This window comes from Nocardioides sp., assembly GCF_047606145.1.
Classification (GTDB): domain Bacteria; phylum Actinomycetota; class Actinomycetes; order Propionibacteriales; family Nocardioidaceae; genus Nocardioides.
Genome location: NZ_JASGET010000034.1, coordinates 20185 through 35112, shown reverse-complemented (window position 1 = coordinate 35112; position 14928 = coordinate 20185). Strand labels below are relative to the sequence as shown.

General features: G+C 69.9%; 15 protein-coding genes. 3 read left to right on the top strand and 12 right to left on the bottom strand.

Annotated elements, in window-relative coordinates; genetic code table 11:
* The coding region (locus QM638_RS05480) for a glycerate kinase (RefSeq protein WP_415140936.1) at positions 1 to 396 on the bottom strand (396 nt) is incomplete at its 3' end.
* A 121-nt stretch (positions 397 to 517) separates the two neighbouring features.
* Between QM638_RS05480 and QM638_RS05475 the strand changes: the two genes are divergently transcribed.
* Positions 518 to 1396 (top strand): GNAT family N-acetyltransferase, encoded by an 879-nt coding sequence (locus tag QM638_RS05475; RefSeq protein ID WP_415140935.1) that lies wholly within the window; start codon positions 518 to 520, stop codon positions 1394 to 1396.
* A 64-nt stretch (positions 1397 to 1460) separates the two neighbouring features.
* Positions 1461 to 2612, top strand: a complete 1152-nt coding sequence (nadA, locus tag QM638_RS05470; RefSeq protein ID WP_415140934.1) for a quinolinate synthase NadA — start codon at positions 1461 to 1463, stop codon at positions 2610 to 2612.
* Positions 2613 to 2752: 140 nt separating this feature from the next.
* Here nadA and QM638_RS05465 read toward each other — a convergent pair whose 3' ends face one another.
* The 11 genes from QM638_RS05465 to QM638_RS05415 form a co-directional block, all read right to left on the bottom strand.
* Entirely contained in the window at positions 2753 to 4159 is a 1407-nt protein-coding gene (locus QM638_RS05465; RefSeq protein ID WP_415140933.1) for a sensor histidine kinase, read from the bottom strand.
* A 2-nt stretch (positions 4160 to 4161) separates the two neighbouring features.
* Positions 4162 to 4887 carry a response regulator transcription factor gene (locus tag QM638_RS05460; RefSeq protein WP_415140932.1) on the bottom strand — a complete coding sequence of 242 codons (726 nt, stop codon included), beginning with the start codon at positions 4885 to 4887 and terminating at the stop codon, positions 4162 to 4164.
* Between the two features lie 97 nt (positions 4888 to 4984).
* Positions 4985 to 7042, bottom strand: coding sequence for an HlyD family efflux transporter periplasmic adaptor subunit (locus tag QM638_RS05455; protein ID WP_415140931.1), 2058 nt, complete (start codon positions 7040 to 7042; stop codon positions 4985 to 4987).
* On the bottom strand, positions 7039 to 7938 hold the full coding sequence (locus tag QM638_RS05450; protein ID WP_415140930.1) for a DUF5666 domain-containing protein: 900 nt from the start codon (positions 7936 to 7938) through the stop codon (positions 7039 to 7041). Before QM638_RS05450 ends, QM638_RS05455 begins: the two co-directional genes overlap by 4 nt.
* Before the next feature lie 85 nt (positions 7939 to 8023).
* Positions 8024 to 9253 carry an ABC transporter permease gene (locus tag QM638_RS05445; RefSeq protein WP_415140929.1) on the bottom strand — a complete coding sequence of 410 codons (1230 nt, stop codon included), beginning with the start codon at positions 9251 to 9253 and terminating at the stop codon, positions 8024 to 8026.
* Positions 9250 to 9966 (bottom strand): ABC transporter ATP-binding protein, encoded by a 717-nt coding sequence (locus QM638_RS05440; protein WP_415140928.1) that lies wholly within the window; start codon positions 9964 to 9966, stop codon positions 9250 to 9252. The genes QM638_RS05445 and QM638_RS05440 overlap by 4 nt, the downstream gene beginning before the upstream one ends.
* Positions 9963 to 11222, bottom strand: coding sequence for an efflux RND transporter periplasmic adaptor subunit (locus QM638_RS05435; protein ID WP_415140927.1), 1260 nt, complete (start codon positions 11220 to 11222; stop codon positions 9963 to 9965). The genes QM638_RS05440 and QM638_RS05435 overlap by 4 nt, the downstream gene beginning before the upstream one ends.
* A 158-nt stretch (positions 11223 to 11380) precedes the next feature.
* The gene (gene pspAB / locus QM638_RS05430; protein WP_415140926.1) at positions 11381 to 11968 is read right to left on the bottom strand and encodes a PspA-associated protein PspAB; all 588 of its coding nucleotides are present in this window, start codon (positions 11966 to 11968) and stop codon (positions 11381 to 11383) included.
* A 40-nt stretch (positions 11969 to 12008) separates the two neighbouring features.
* Positions 12009 to 12929 carry a zinc metalloprotease HtpX gene (htpX, locus tag QM638_RS05425; protein WP_415140925.1) on the bottom strand — a complete coding sequence of 307 codons (921 nt, stop codon included), beginning with the start codon at positions 12927 to 12929 and terminating at the stop codon, positions 12009 to 12011.
* A gap of 122 nt (positions 12930 to 13051) precedes the next feature.
* Complete coding sequence (gene pspAA / locus QM638_RS05420; RefSeq protein WP_415140924.1) at positions 13052 to 13330, bottom strand: PspA-associated protein PspAA; 279 nt, start codon at positions 13328 to 13330, stop codon at positions 13052 to 13054.
* Positions 13330 to 14100, bottom strand: a complete 771-nt coding sequence (locus QM638_RS05415) for a PspA/IM30 family protein (RefSeq protein WP_415140923.1) — start codon at positions 14098 to 14100, stop codon at positions 13330 to 13332. The genes pspAA and QM638_RS05415 overlap by 1 nt, the downstream gene beginning before the upstream one ends.
* Positions 14101 to 14251: 151 nt before the next feature.
* Here QM638_RS05415 and QM638_RS05410 point away from each other — a divergent pair, with 151 nt between their 5' ends.
* Positions 14252 to 14887: a DUF3043 domain-containing protein gene (locus QM638_RS05410; RefSeq protein WP_415140922.1), complete on the top strand. Its 636-nt coding sequence runs from the start codon at positions 14252 to 14254 to the stop codon at positions 14885 to 14887.
* Positions 14888 to 14928 lie beyond the last annotated feature (41 nt).

The following is a 14928-nucleotide window of genomic DNA, read 5'->3' as shown; positions in this document are numbered from 1 at the left end:
GCTGCCGCCGAGGCCGACCACGATGCGGGTGGCGCCCGCCGCGCGGGCGGCCAGCACCAGCTCGCCGACGCCGTACGTCGAGGCGCGCTCGGGCGTCCGACCACCGGTGAGCACCAGCCCGCAGGCCTGTGCGGCCTCGACGTACGCCGTCGTGCCGTCGAGCAGCAGGCGTGCCGTCACCGGCTCCCCGAACGGGCCCGAGACCTGGACGGGGACCAGCCGACCGCCGACCCCGGCATGCAGGACGTCGACGAAGCCCGGGCCACCGTCGGCCATCGGCAGCTCGATCAGCTCCGCGGTGGGATCGGCTCGCTTCCAGCCGGCCGCGATCGCGGCGGCGGCCTGCGGCGCGGTCAGCGTGCCGGCGAACTTGTCCGGGGCCACCACGATGCGCATGCGGGGCAACCTAGCGCGACCACCTGCAGCCCGTCTCCGCCGGAGCCGCCGGGCCCGCGTCGACCGCACGGCGGGATGGATCTCGGATGCGACCTCGGGACCGGCCTCCTACAGTGTGCCGGTGAGCGATCTCGTGATCCGGCCGATGCGGCCCGACGACCTCTCGCTCGCCGAGCGGGTCAGCGCGGAGGCGTTCTACGAGGTCGACGTGCGGATGCACACCCGCGGCGCGCCCCCGCCGCAGCGGCGTCCGGCCGAACGGGCGGCCACCTGGATCGCCCGGACCGGCCGCTGGCTGGAGACCGATCCGGCGGGCTGCTGGGTGGCCACGGACCGGACCGGCCTGGCCGGGTTCGCCACCTCCTTCGTGCGGCAACGACTGTGGTGCCTCGCCACCTTCGCGGTCGCACCGCACCGGCAGGGCGCCGGCCTGGGCCGCCGGCTGCTCGAGACGGTGCTGGGGTACGCCGACCGCTGCGGCTGCACCAGGTCGATGCTGTCGGCCTCCTCGGATCCGGCGGCGCTCCGGCGCTACCGGTTGGCCGGGTTCGCACTGCACCCGATGATGCTGCTGCACGGCACCCTGGATCGCTCGCTGATCCCGCCGGTCGACGGCGTCCGCGAGGGCGACACCGGCGACACCGAGCTGCTCGACGCGATCGATCGCGATCTGCGTGGCGCCGGGCACGAGGTGGATCACCAGAGCCTGGCTCGGATGGGCAGCCTGATCGTGGACCGTGCGGGACAGGGCTATGCCTATGTCGAGGAGCGCGGCCCGGTGCTCCTCGCCGCCCGTGACGAGACCACCGCCACCAGGCTGCTGTGGGAGTCGCTCGGTCGCGCCGGCGAATCACCGGTGGTCGCCCACATCACCGGCGCGAACCAGTGGGCGCTGGACGTCGGTCTGGCCGCTCGGCTCTCCCTCGGCTTCTCCGGGGCACTGGGGGTGCGCGACCTGGCGCCGCCGGCGCCGTATCTGCACCACGGGGCGCTGCTGTAGCGCTCGGCGAACCGTTCGGTGAGCACCCGTCCGGCCCGGCTCGTACGGCGTCTAGGCTTCGATCATGACGACTGTCGATCTCCCGCTGCTCCCGCTGGGCCGCGGCACCGACCTCGACTCCGAGCGTGGCGTGGAGTGCCCCGGCGACCTGCCGCCCGCCTCCGACCCGGAGCTGGTCGCACGGGCGCGAGCCGCCAAGGCGAAGCTCGGCGAGCGGGTCTTCGTGCTGGGTCACCACTACCAGCGCGACGAGGTGATCGAGTTCGCCGACGTCACCGGTGACTCCTTCAAGCTCGCCCGGGACGCGGCCGCCCGCCCGCAGGCCGAGTACATCGTCTTCTGCGGCGTGCACTTCATGGCCGAGTCCGCCGACATCCTCACCGGCGACGACCAGCAGGTGATCCTGCCCGACCTGGCCGCCGGCTGCTCGATGGCCGACATGGCCCGGCTGGCGCAGGTGGAGGCCTGTTGGGAGGCGCTGGCCGAGGCGGGCATCGGCGAGGACGTCGTACCCGTCACCTACATGAACTCCTCGGCCGACATCAAGGCCTTCTGCGGCCGCAACGGCGGCGTGGTGTGCACCTCATCGAATGCCCAGACGGTGCTGGAGTGGGCCTTCGAGCAGAAGCAGAAGGTGCTCTTCCTGCCCGATCAGCACCTGGGTCGCAACACCGCCGTGCTCAAGCTCGGACTCTCGCTCAAGGACTGCGTGGTGTGGAACCCTCGGCTGCCGAACGGCGGGCTGAGGCCCGAGCAGCTGCGCGAGGCCAGGATGATCCTGTGGCAGGGACACTGCTCGGTGCACGGCCGGTTCTCCCCCGACACGATCGGCGAGCTGCGCGCCGAGATCCCGGATGTCCAGGTCCTGGTGCATCCCGAGTGCCAGCACGAGGTGGTGCTACAGGCCGATCTGGTCGGCTCCACCGAGTTCATCATCGCCACCGTGCAGGCGGCACCACCCGGATCGGCGTTCGCCATCGGCACCGAGCTCAACCTGGTCAAGCGGCTCGCCGCCGCCCACCCGGACAAGCGGATCGTCTTCCTCGACCGGACCGTGTGCTACTGCTCCACGATGAACCGGATCGACCTGCCGCACTTCGTCTGGGCGCTGGAGTCGCTGGTCGACGGGGTCGTGGTCAACCGGATCACCGTCGATCCCGAGACCGAGCACCATGCCACGATGGCGCTGCAGCGGATGCTCGACCTGCCGGGCTGAGCAGTCCGCGCTGCCTGCTTGACGCAGGACATTCGGGTGGCGTGAATACCCGCGACACGCGGGAGCATGCCGCGTGTCGCGCGCCGATCCCGCGGGCGAGTGTCCCCCGGCCACGCGCCACTTCCAGCCGCACAGATCCGTCAGCCGCCGTTGGTCGGCAACCGGACCGAAATGGTGGTGTTCCCCGGCTCCGAGGCCAGCGTCACCGTCCCGCCGTGCGAGGACACGATCGCGTGCACCAGGGAGAGGCCGAGTCCGGCGCCGCCCTCACGTGTCCGCGCGGCGTCGCCGCGGGTGAAGCGCTCGAACGCCCGCGGCACCAGCTCCGGTTCGAAGCCCGGTCCGTCATCGTGGACGTCGAACCCGTCGGGGCGAGCGGTGACGGTGACGGTCGTCCCGGGCGGGGTGTAGCGGCGGGCGTTGGTGAGCAAGTTCATCACCACCTGGTGCAACCGCTGCTCGTCGCCGGTGACCACCACCGAGGCGTCCACCTCGGGGTTGACCCACGGCGGCAGCGTCAACCGCCAGTTCCGTGTCGGATCGACCACCCGGGCGTCGTCGACCGCGTCCAGGAGCAATCTGGTCAGATCGACCGGCTCGCGCTCGAGCGGACGTCCCTGGTCCAGCCGAGCGAGCAGCAGCAGATCCTCGACCATCGCCGTCATCCGGCCGGACTCCTCCTCCACCTTCGCCAGAGCGAGACCGGTGTTGGCCGGCATCTTCTGCGCCAGCTCGGTGTAGCCGCGGATGGTGGTCAGCGGAGTGCGCAGCTCGTGCGAGGCATCGGCGACGAACTGACGGACCTGCTGCTCGCTGCGGTGCCGCGCGGTCAGCGAGGACTCGACGTGGTCGAGCAGCGTGTTCAGGGCCGAGCCGACCTGGCCGACCTCGGTGCGTTCGTCGGTGAGTCGGTCGGGCACCCGCTCGGGCACGGTGACCTCACCGGAGGCGAGGGGCAGCGCCGCGACGGTGTGCGCGGTGGCGGCCACGTCCTTGAGCGGCCGCAACTGGCGCCGTACCAGGTAGACACCCGCCCCGCCGGCGCACGCGACGCCGAAGAGGGTCAGCGCGGCCTCCCAGGTGACGAGCTTGGTGATGGTGTCGTCCACCTCGCTCATCGGCAGACCGATCACGATCACGTATCCGTCGACGTCTCGCGCTTCGACCCGATAGCTGCCGTAGCCGGGTACGTCGATGGTATGCGGCCGCGCGTCGTCGTCGACGTCCGCCACGGCCGCGGCCGCATCGTCGTCCAGGGTGGTGGGGTTGAAGTTGGTCGTCGAACCGATCACGCCGGCGACATCGTCCCCGCTGGCCAGGACGAGGATCTGGCGCGGACTCACCCGCATCTGCCCGGTCTGCAGGTTGTGGGCGCCCGGACCGGTGCTGTTCTGGATGGCGAGGTCGCGAACGTCGCTGTCGAGGCGGCTCATCAGAACGTGGTGCATCGCCACCGCGGTGACGGCACTGATGAGCACGCTGACCGACAGCACCAGCGCGACCGAGGTGACCACCAGCCGTGCGCTCAGCGACGGGAGGAGTCTCACCGTCAGCTCGCCGGCTTGAGGACGTACCCCGCTCCGCGCATCGTGTGGATCATCGGCTCCCGGCCGGCGTCGATCTTCTTGCGCAGGTAGGAGATGTAGAGCTCGACCACGTTGGCCTGGCCGCCGAAGTCGTAGTTCCACACCCGGTCCAGGATCTGCGCCTTGGAGAGCACCCGGCGGGGGTTGCGCATCAGATAGCGCAACAGCTCGAACTCGGTCGCCGTCAGGTTGATCTCCTCGCCGCCGCGGAACACCTCCCGACTGTCCTCGTCCATCTCCAGGTCACCGACACGCAAGACCGATCGCTCCTCCATCTTCGTCGCGCCGGCGCGGCGCATCAGCGCACGCAGCCGAGCCACCAGCTCCTCCAGGGAGAACGGCTTGGTGACGTAGTCGTCGCCACCGGCGGTCAGTCCCGCCACCCGGTCCTCCACCGCGTCCTTGGCGGTGAGGAAGACGACCGGCACGTCGGGCGAGGTGGTGCGCACTCGACGCAACACCTCCATCCCGTCGAAGTCCGGCAGCATCATGTCGAGCACGATCGCGTCGGGGTGGAACTCCCGGACCGCACTGACCGCCTTGCTGCCGGTGTGCGCCGCGTTCACCTCCCAGCCCTCATAGCGCAGAGCGAGCGAGATCAGCTCGGCGATGTTGACCTCGTCGTCGACGACGAGGACGCGCAGCGGCGAACCGTCAGGGCGGGTGAGCTCGGTGGCAGCAGCAGTCATGGTCACATCATGCCCATAGTCACTGTGTGCCTGCTGTGAATCACCTGGGTCGCTTCTCTGTGCCTTCGCTGTGCCTTCGGCCAGCTTCTCGTCCCACTCAGCCACCGTTGCCTCCGAACCCGCCCGGCGCCCCGCCGCTGAAGCCGCCACCACCGCCGCTACCGCTGAGTCCGCTGGTAGAGCTGTCGGAGTCCCCGCTCGGCAGCGCCTCGGAAAGGTCGGCGAGCACCACCTTCTGGCCCGCCTTGAGCCCCTCGGAGATCTCGGTCGAGCTGGTGCCGACCAGGCCGGTGGTGACCTTGACGGTGCTGGTCTTGCCGTGGGACAGCACCGTCACGGTGCCGTCGTTGACCGCCGAGGTCGGCACCGTCACCACGTCCTTGGCACTGCCGACGACGATCTTCGCCGAGGCGGTCCCGCCAGAGAGGAGGTCCAGGCCACGCTTGTTCAGCGTCACCGTCACCGGATAGGTGCTCGAGCCCGAGGACGAGTCGACCAGCTGGCTGATCTGGGTCACCGTCGCGCCATAGCTCTTCTCCGAGCCCGACGGAGTCACGGTGACCTTCTGGCCGACCTTGAGGTTGGCGACCTGGGTGCTGCTCGCGCTCACCGACAGGCTGGTGAGCCCGGGCGCGACGATGGTGACCGCGTCCGACCCCGAGGAGGCGGTGTCCCCGACCGCGACGTTGACCGCCGCGACCTTGCCTGCGGCCGGCGCACGGAGTACCGCACCGGCCAGAGCGGTCCGCGCGCTGATCACGTCGACCTTGGCCTCCTCGATGGCAGCCTGGTCGCTGGCGATCGTCGCGGCGGTCACGGTGGTGGTTCCGCTGCTGGTGCTGTCGCCGGTGCCGGTGCTGTCGGTGCTGCCCGTGTTGCCTGTGCTACCGGTGTTGCCGGACGGGGTGCTTCCGTTGTTCCCGGTGCCCGTCCCAGTCCCGGTTCCTGTCCCGGTTCCCGTCCCGGTTCCCGTCCCGGTTCCTGTCCCGGTATCGGTGCCGGTGGAGACACCGGCGGCATAGGTGGTGAGCGTCTCGGTCAGGTCGGCCAACGCATCCTTCAGGTTGGTGTCGCCGGAGTACTCCGTGTCGGCCACCGTCTGCTGCGCGTCCTGGACCGCCTCGATGGCCGCGAGGCACTCGGCGGTGGCGTCGTCGGTCCCGGTGGACGGCTCGGTGGTGGTACCCGTGGAGGGATCGGTGGTGGTGCCATCCGTCGGGTCCGTGGTGGTGCCATCCGTCGGGTCGTCACCGGAGTCGTCGCTGCCCGAGTCGTCGGCAGAGTCGTCGGCAGAGTCGGACGAGCCATCGGTGGACGACGTGGCCGACTCCGACGGGCTCGCCGAGGCGGAGTCCGACTCGGTCGCGCTGGTCTCGTCGTCCGAGCTGGAGTCGCTCGCACTGCTGTCGGCAGCCGTGAGGTACGCCGCCGAGTCCGTCGACCCCGACGTGGTCGCACTCGAGGTCGTCGCCGACGAGGACGAGGTCGCCGAGGACGACGAGGATGACGAGGACAGGTCACAGGCCTCGGTCTGGGTCTCCAGCGCCTCGTCCGCTGCCGCGATCGCCTTGGTGACCGCGGTCTGGGCCTTCACCACCGCCTTCTGCTGTGTGGCGAGCGTCTGCAGCACGGTGGCGATGTCGGTGCCCGTGCTGGTGCTGGTGTCGTCGGAGGGGTTGTCGGTGTTCTTCCCGCCGTTCGGGCTCCCGTTGCCGGTCTTCGTCCCGGTGCCGGTCCCGGTGTTGGTCCCGGTGCTGGTATCTGTGCTGGTGGAGGAGCTCGACACCGAGTCGGACTCGGCGTCCTCGTCGGTCTCCAACTGGGCCCGTGCCGAGGCGAGCGTGGACCTGGCCTTGATCAGGTCGCGGCGCAGCGACTTGCGGTCCAGCCGCGCCACGACCTGACCCTTCTTCACCTTCTCGCCCACCTCGGCCACCATCGTCACGGTGCCGTCGGCGGCGAACTCCAGCGCGCTGGTGCCGTTCGGGGAGATCGTGCCCGACATCGCGATGGTCTGTTCGACGTCACCGGTCGTGGACACGGCGGTGCGGTAGCCGGCGACGCCGCCCGTGGTCGCGGCGTACGCCGCGTAGCCGCCGCCGACCACTACGACCAAGACAGCCGAGCTCACCCCGGTCCGGACCCAGCGCTTCACTGTCCACTCCCCGCGCCGGCATTGCCGCCGCCGAACCCGCTGGTGCACTCACCGTCGACCGGATCGCTGACCGAGATGCTGGTGGCGGTGACCGCTCCGGTGTCGTCGGTGTCACCCTGGGCGGTGACGCACTTGCCGACCTTCAGCGCCGAGGCCGAGGCCGAGGCGGTAGTGGTGTAGGTGGTGTCCGAGGAGACGGTCACCGAGACCGAGGAGGTCGAGGACGTCGAGGAGGAGCCGCCGCTCGGCTGGGTCGCCTCGACGGTGAAGCCCTTCTTGCTCACCGCCGTCACCGTGCCGAAGGTGCCGCCGCCGAAGCCACCGGCACCGCCGGCGCCGCCGGAGGCCGCGCCGCTGGGCATGCCGCCGGACATGCCGGACGGCATGTCCGAGGGCGCACCGCTGGGCATGCTCCCACCCGACGGCGCCGTACCGCCGCCGTTGCCGCCACCGTTGCCGCCGAAGCCACCGGTGCACTCGCCGTTGCTGGCGGTGGTGATCCGCACGCTGGACGCGGCCACGGTGCTGGAATCGGTGGAGTCCGAGGAGTCGGAGGTGACCATCACGCAACTGCCCACCTTGACCTTGGCCAGCGTGGCCGAGACCTGCGCGGTGATCTTGGTGGAGCCGCTGTAGGTCACCGCCACCTGACCGTCGGTGTCGTTCTGGACCTGCAGCGTCTTACCGCTCTTCGCGGCGATCTGGCCGGTGGTGCCACCGCCGCCGGCGGACCCGCCCGGGGCTCCGGAGGCGGCCGCACTCGGCTGTCCGCTGCTGTCGTTTCCGGTGCCGGAGCCGTCCGAGGCCGATGACGTGCTGCTGCCGCAGGCGGCAAGGCTGAGGATGCCGGCGGCGGCCAGGGCGACGAGCGGGAAGGCGCGGGCGGTGCGGGTCATGGTGTGTTCTCTCCGACTGGATTCGGGCCGACTGGTTTCGGGTGGATGCGGGACTGGGACGTGGAGACGGTGCTCATCGCGGCTCTCATTCGCTGCGCAGGGCGTCGATCGGAGTGAGCTTGGCGGCTCGACTCGCCGGGTAGACGCCGAAGGCCAGGCCGAGAGCGAGCGAGGTGCCCAGCGCGCCGAGGGTCGCGACCACCGACATCGACACCGGTTGGTCGATCAGGCTGGGCAGCAGCTGTGCGCCGCCGTACGCGATCAGGACGCCGACGACGCCGCCGGCGAGCCCGAGCAGAGCCGCCTCGATGATGAACTGGCGTCTGATCACCTTCGGGGTCGCGCCGAGCGCCTTGCGCAGGCCGATCTCCCGGATGCGCTCGGTGACCGAGACCAGCATGATGTTCATCACCCCGATGCCGCCGACCAGCAGCGAGATCGCGGCGACTCCGGTGAGCAGCACCGACAGGGTCTCGTTGGTGTCGCTCGCCGTCTCGACCAGCGACTCCTGGCTGGAGATGCTGAAGTCGGCGTCGTCGGCGGTGACGTCGTGCAGGTTGAGCAGCAGCGCGTTGATCTCCTGGTACGCCGCCGACAGCGTGTCACCGCCGGTCGACTCGACGTACACGGTGGAGACCGAGGAGCTGGTGGACCCGGTGATCGCCTTCTCGGTCGACATCGGCATGACCGCGGTGTCGTCCTCGCTGGTGCCGCTGGAGGACGCGCCGCTGTCGGCGAGCACTCCGATCACGGTGAACTGGGTGCCGCCGATCGTCACCGTCTGCCCGACCGGGTTGGACGGGCCGCTGAACAGCTCGGAGGCGGTGTCGGAGCCCAGCACCACCACGTCCGCGCCGGACTCGGCCTCGTCGGCGGTGAAGAACCTGCCCGAGGAGACCTCACGGTTGCGCACGTCGAGCCACGAGGTGGTCGCGCCGACGACGGTGGTGGTCCAGTTCGTGGAGGTGGTGTCGATCTCGGCACTGGTCGAGCTGACCGGCGCCACGCCGTCCACGTCCGGGACCACCGACTTGTCGGCGATCGAGTCGGCGTCCTCGAGGGTCAGCGTCGAGGCCGATCCGAAGCCGCCGCGAACACCGGAGGAGTCGGTGGAGCTGCCGGGCGAGACCACCAGCACGTTGCTGCCCAGCGCGTCGATCTCCTTCTGCACCTCGTCCTGCGCCCCCTGGCCGAAGCCGACGGTCAGCACCACCGACGCGATGCCGATCACGATGCCGAGCATGGTGAGGATGGAGCGGAGCCGGTGGGCATGGACGGCGTCCCACGCGGTCCGCAGCGTGTCGCTCAGGTTCACTGCGCACCCACCAGGGCGTCGGCGGTGATGAGTCCGTCCTTGATGGTCAGGTTTCGGCCGGCCCGGGCGGCGACCTCGTGCTCGTGGGTGATCAGCACGATGGTCCGTCCGCTCAGGTGCAGCTCGTCGAGCAGGCCGAGGACCGCCTCGGTGGACTCGGAGTCGAGGTTTCCGGTCGGCTCGTCGGCGAGGATGATGTCCGGCTCGGTCACCAGCGCTCTGGCGACCGCCACGCGCTGCTGCTGGCCACCGGAGAGCTCGCCGGGCCGGTTCTCCACCCGATCGCCCAGCCCGACCCTCTCCAGGGCCGCGACCGCGCGGGCGCGACGCTCGGCCTTGCTGGTGCCGGCGTAGACCAGGGGGAGCTCGACGTTGCGCCAGGCCGGAAGGCTGGCCAGCAGGTTGAACTGCTGGAAGACGAAGCCGATCCTCTTGTTGCGGACGACCGCGAGCTGAGCCTCGCTCATCGTGGAGACATCCTCGCCGCCGAGCAGATACTGCCCCTCGGTCGGCACGTCGAGGCATCCCAGGATGTTCATCAGCGTCGACTTGCCCGAGCCCGACGGCCCGATGACCGCCACGTACTCGCCCCCGCCGATCGACATGTCGATGCCGCGCAGCGCCTCGAACTCGATGCTGCCCGAGCGGTAGACCTTCCTGATGCCGTGCAGTTCGACGACGCCCGCGATCGGCGTCTCGTCGACCGCCGTCACTGGCCACCACCCGGGAAGCCGCCGGAGCCGCCGGGGAGGCTGCCGGAGGGCATGTTCCCGGAGCCGAAGCCCTCCTGCGTTCCGGTGCTCGCGGTGCCGCCGGACTCGCCGCCGCCCTGCATGGTGAACCCGGTGATCTGGACGGTGTCGCCCTCCTTGAGCCCGGACTTGATCTCGGTGGTGGTGCCGTAGACCTGGCCGACCTTCACCGTCGTCTTGACCGCCTTGCCGTTGACCATCTTCATCACGTACGCCGTGTCGCCGTCGGTCTTGATCGCCTGGCTCGCGACGGTCAGCACGTTGCTGCGCTGCTTGACGGTGATGGTGGCGGTCGCGCTGGTGCCGGCGTACAGGTCGGACTGCTTGCCGGTGACGGCGATGGTGACCGGGAAGACGGCGGCGCCGGAGCTGTTGGTCTCCGCGACGGCTCCGACCTCGGAGACGGTGCCGTAGATCGGGTCGGTGCTGCCGTTGACCGTGATCTCGGCCTGCAGACCCTTCTTCAGGTTGTCCGCGTCGTCGGCCGAGACGGTGGCATCAACGATGAACTTCTTGCTGGTGATGAGCGTGACCGCGGAGGAGGACGTGGAGTCGGAGGAGGTGTCGGTGGAGGTGTCGGTCGACCCCGTGGAGTCGGAGGAGTCCGAGGAGCCGGACGAGCCCACCACGTCACCGACCTCGAGGTCGAGCGAGGCGACGGTGCCGGTGATGGTGGCGCGCAGGACCGCGTCACGGACGTCCTCCCGAGCCGAGGCCAGGTCCGCCTTCGCCGACAGGATGGAGCTGCGGTCCGCGGCCAGTTGGGTGTCGGAGGCGTCGTCGTCCTCGTCGGTGTCGAGCTGCTCCTCGGCCGCGTCCAGCGTGGCCGCCGCAGCCTTGCGGGTGGCGACCAGGGTGGAGTCGTCGATCCTGGCGAGCGCCTGACCCTTGGTGACCTTGTCGCCCTCGGCGACGTAGACCTTGGTCACCGTCCCGGAGACCTCGAAGTCGAGGTCCTCGGTGTCGGCGGCGTCGACGGTGCCGTCGGCGGAGACGGTCTCCTTGACCGTGCCGCTCGACACGGTCGTCGTACTCGTCCCGGTGGCGGCCTGGGACGACCCGTCCCGGGTCATCAGCCACCAACCGGCTCCACCGGCCACGACCAGCGCTGCAACGACGACGGCGGCCCATCCCTTCCGTCCCCAGCGCCGCTTCCCGGCGCGGTTGGAGTCGGTCTTCTCCGGTCCGGAGCGACCGAACGGCCACAGCTTGCTCAACGTCACAACCTCTCTGATCGGCGGCGCGCCGAAGGGAGCGCTCCCGGGCAGAGACTGGCGAGCGGGACTGTGGCGAAAGTGGGGTCAACCTGTGCTGGACCTGTGGACAGCCTGGCCGACCCCGGGATCGACGGCGGCCGGGAGCCGTCCGCGGCGGCTCACAGGCCGGGGGCGCCCCACAGCGCGAGCCAGCGCGACAGGTCCTTCTCCACCGGCAATTCGCCGCCGAGCGCATCGCGCACCGAGATCTCCAGCAGGTTATCCCGTTGCTCGCTCCCGGTGGGTGCGAACGGATAGAAGGTGCCCTGCTTGTACAGATAGACCAGGCCGACGTGGCGGCCGTCGGGAGAGCCGAACGGAATCAGCGAGCAGAGCAGTCCGGAGCCGAACCCGTTGGTCTCCAAGGTGGTGTTCACCGCGTGCAGGTCGGTGCACAGTCCGGTCAGGTCCGGGTTGTCGGCGCTCACCGGGGGACGGTCGATCTGCAGCCAGGTGAAGCCGAAGGAGTCCTGGGTGGTGGTGACGTCCGGTGCGTTCTCGGCGTCGCGCAGCAGCGCGATCACGTCGTTCTGCGCACCGGCGAACCCGGCGCCGCTGGCGGCGCGGTAGCAGACCGATCCGTCCCCGGTCGGGGTCAGGCCGAGGGCGGCCTGCAACGTGATCGCCGCCGACGGTACGGCGAACAGGGCGTCGAGGTTCGCCTGCTTGGGTCGACTCCGGCCGGTGACGACGTCCCAGAAGCCCATCCGCGTTCTCCTTGCCTAGGTATCCGGAGTGTCCGGCCGCTCAGCCGGTGGGCCGGCTGAGCTCGGCCTCGATTCGGGCGAGCTGCTCCAGCCGCTGCTCCAGACTGGGGTGGGTGGAGGTCAGCGTGCGCAGCGAGACGCCGCTGATCGCCGGGGCGATGAAGAACGCGTTCATGCTCTGGGTGGCGCGCAGATCCTGCTGCGGGATCTGGTTGATCTCGCCGGTGATCTTCTGCAGGGCCGAGGCGAGCGCACGCGGCTTCATGGTCAGCTGGGCGCCGGCCCGGTCGGCGGCGAGCTCGCGGTAGCGGGAGAGCAGACGGAGCAACAGGAAGCTGACGGCGTACACCACCAGCGAGACCACCAGCACCACCAGCCAGACCGGGAGCCCGTTGTTGTTGTCGCGTCGGTCTCGCCCACCACCGAACAGCAACCCGTACTGCGAGCCTCGGGTGAGCATGCCGGCGATGATCCCGGCCGAGGACGCCACCGTCATCACCAGGACGTCGCGGTGCGCGACGTGGGAGAGCTCGTGGGCGAGCACGCCCTCGAGCTCCTCGGCGTCGAGCCGATGCAGGATGCCGGTGGTGACCACCACCACCGAGCGCCGCGGCGAGCGGCCGGTGGCGAACGCGTTGGGCAGGTCGGTGTCGGCGACGCCGACCCGCGGCTTCGGCATGTCGGCGAGCGTGCACAACCGGTCGACCATGGCGTGCAGCTCGGGTGCCTGCTCCGGGGTCACCTCCCGGGCGCGCATCGCACGCATCGCTATCGAGTCCGAGCTGTACCACTGCCACCAGGCCAGTCCGAGCCCGATCAGCCCGATGAACGGAGCCCACTGCGCCGGCAGGATCAGCATCAACGCCACGATCAGCGCGACGAAGATCGCGCCGAGCAGGAACATCACCGTCGTCATGCGGGCGGTCAGGCCGGCATCTGCGGCGAATCTGGTGCGGGACATGCTCACTTTTTCTCTCGTAGCGACGGAGTTGCCATCCACGGCGGACGACTGGGTGACAACTCAACCAGCCGACGCCGGCGATTCAACCACCCACGGCCATCGAACGGTGGCGACTCGTCGGCTCAGCCGGGGATGAGCCCGTCCTCGGCGAGCATCTCGGAGACCTCGTCGATGGTGGCATCGGGCCCCGGCAGGATGACGTCGGAGGCATCGATGGCGTCGATGGCGTGCGGCACGCCGAGCGTCCGAACGCCCTCCAGCAGCTCGCTCAGCGCGGACTCGAACGCAGCCTGGTCGGCCGCCTCGACGGCACTCTCCACACGCGCGTCCAGCTCGTTGAGTCGGTCGATCGCATCATCGGAGACGTCGTACTGACCCTCCCCCAGGATCCGGACGATCATCAGGACTGCTCCTTCTGGGTGGTCACGTCGATGACCGGGGTGCTGGCCTGATCGGTGCCGCCGATGGCCTGCGGAGCGCTCTGGCCCTTCAGCGCGGCCAGCTCGGCCTCGACGTCGGAGGAGGAGCTGAGCGCGTCGAGCTGTCGGCTGATGTCGTCGTTCGGGCTGGCGGTGAGATCCTCCAGCGCGCCGGAGGCGATCAGCTCGTCGACCGCCCCGGCCCGCGCCTGCATCTCCTGGGTCTTGTCCTCGGCCCGCTGCATCGCCATCCCGATGTCGCCCATCTCCTCGCCGATGCCGGAGACGGCCTCGTTGATGCGGGTTTGGGCCTCGGCGGCGGTGTAGGTGGCCTTGATGGTCTCCTTCCGGGTCCGGAAGGACTCGACCTTGGCCTGCAGCCGCTGCTGGGCGAGGGTGAGCTTCTCCTCCTCACCCTGCAGTTGGGCGTGCTGGGCGGAGAGGTCGTTCATCTGCGAGGTGAGCGCCGACTTGCGGGTCAGCGCCTCGCGAGCCAGGTCCTCACGATTCATGTTGATCGCCTGCTGAGCCTGGTTGGTCAGCTTGTCGGACTGCTGCTTGAGCTGGTTGATCTGAAGCTCGACGCGCTTGCGGCTGGTGGCCACGTCGGCGACACCTCGACGCACTTGCTGCAGCATCTCCAGCTGCTTCTGGTAGCTGTAGTCGAGCACCTCGCGCGGGTCCTCGGCGCGATCGAGCGCCTTGTTCGCCTTGGCCTTGAAGATCAGGCTCATGCGCTTCATCAGACTCATGGACTAACGCCTCTCTCACGCGTAGGAGCGATCGCCGCCCCCAAGTTCCGTCAACGGCCGTGGCCTCAACCCTACGGCCCGACCCACAACCCCTGCCACCCGAGCGTGCGCGACGGTGAGCGTCCCCGGCCGCGACACCGATAGTCTGTCCATGGCCGTCCCGGTTCACACCTGCTCACTCGCCCTCCCGAGGTTCTCGTTGTTCTCACGCAAGTCCCAGACCACCCAGTCCGCCTCCTCCGCGACCGCCTCGTCGACCGCGGCCAAGGAGGGCGGCAAGGGACGCCCCACCCCGACGCGCAAGGAGGCGGAGGCCGCCCGGAAGGCACGTCTCAAGCCGGCCCGCACCCGCAAGGAGCAGGCGGCCGCCGCACGGGAGCAGCGGGCCAGGGCCCAGCAGGCGATGAAGACCGGCGACGAGCGCTACCTGCCGCCCCGCGACCGCGGCCCGGTCAGACGGTTCGTCAGGGACTGGGTCGACGTCCGGTTCACGGTCGCCGAGATCATCCTGCCGCTGCTGGTGGTCGCGATGGTCCTCGGATACGTCGGCAGCACCCGGCTCGCCCTGGTCAGTCAGGGCGTGATCCTGGTGATGCTGGTGGTGGTCATCGTCAATCTGATCGTGCTTCGCTTCGGCCTGCGCCGTCAGCTGCGTCGACGCTTCCCCGACCAGAGCTACAAGGGCACCACCTACTACATGGTGATGCGCGCGGTGCAGCTGCGCGTGCTGCGGATGCCGAAGCCGCAGCTGAAGATCGGCGGTCAGCTCCCCGAGACCTACCACTGATCGAGGTGCCGTCGCCGGTCGGCTCCACCGATTCTCTGCCG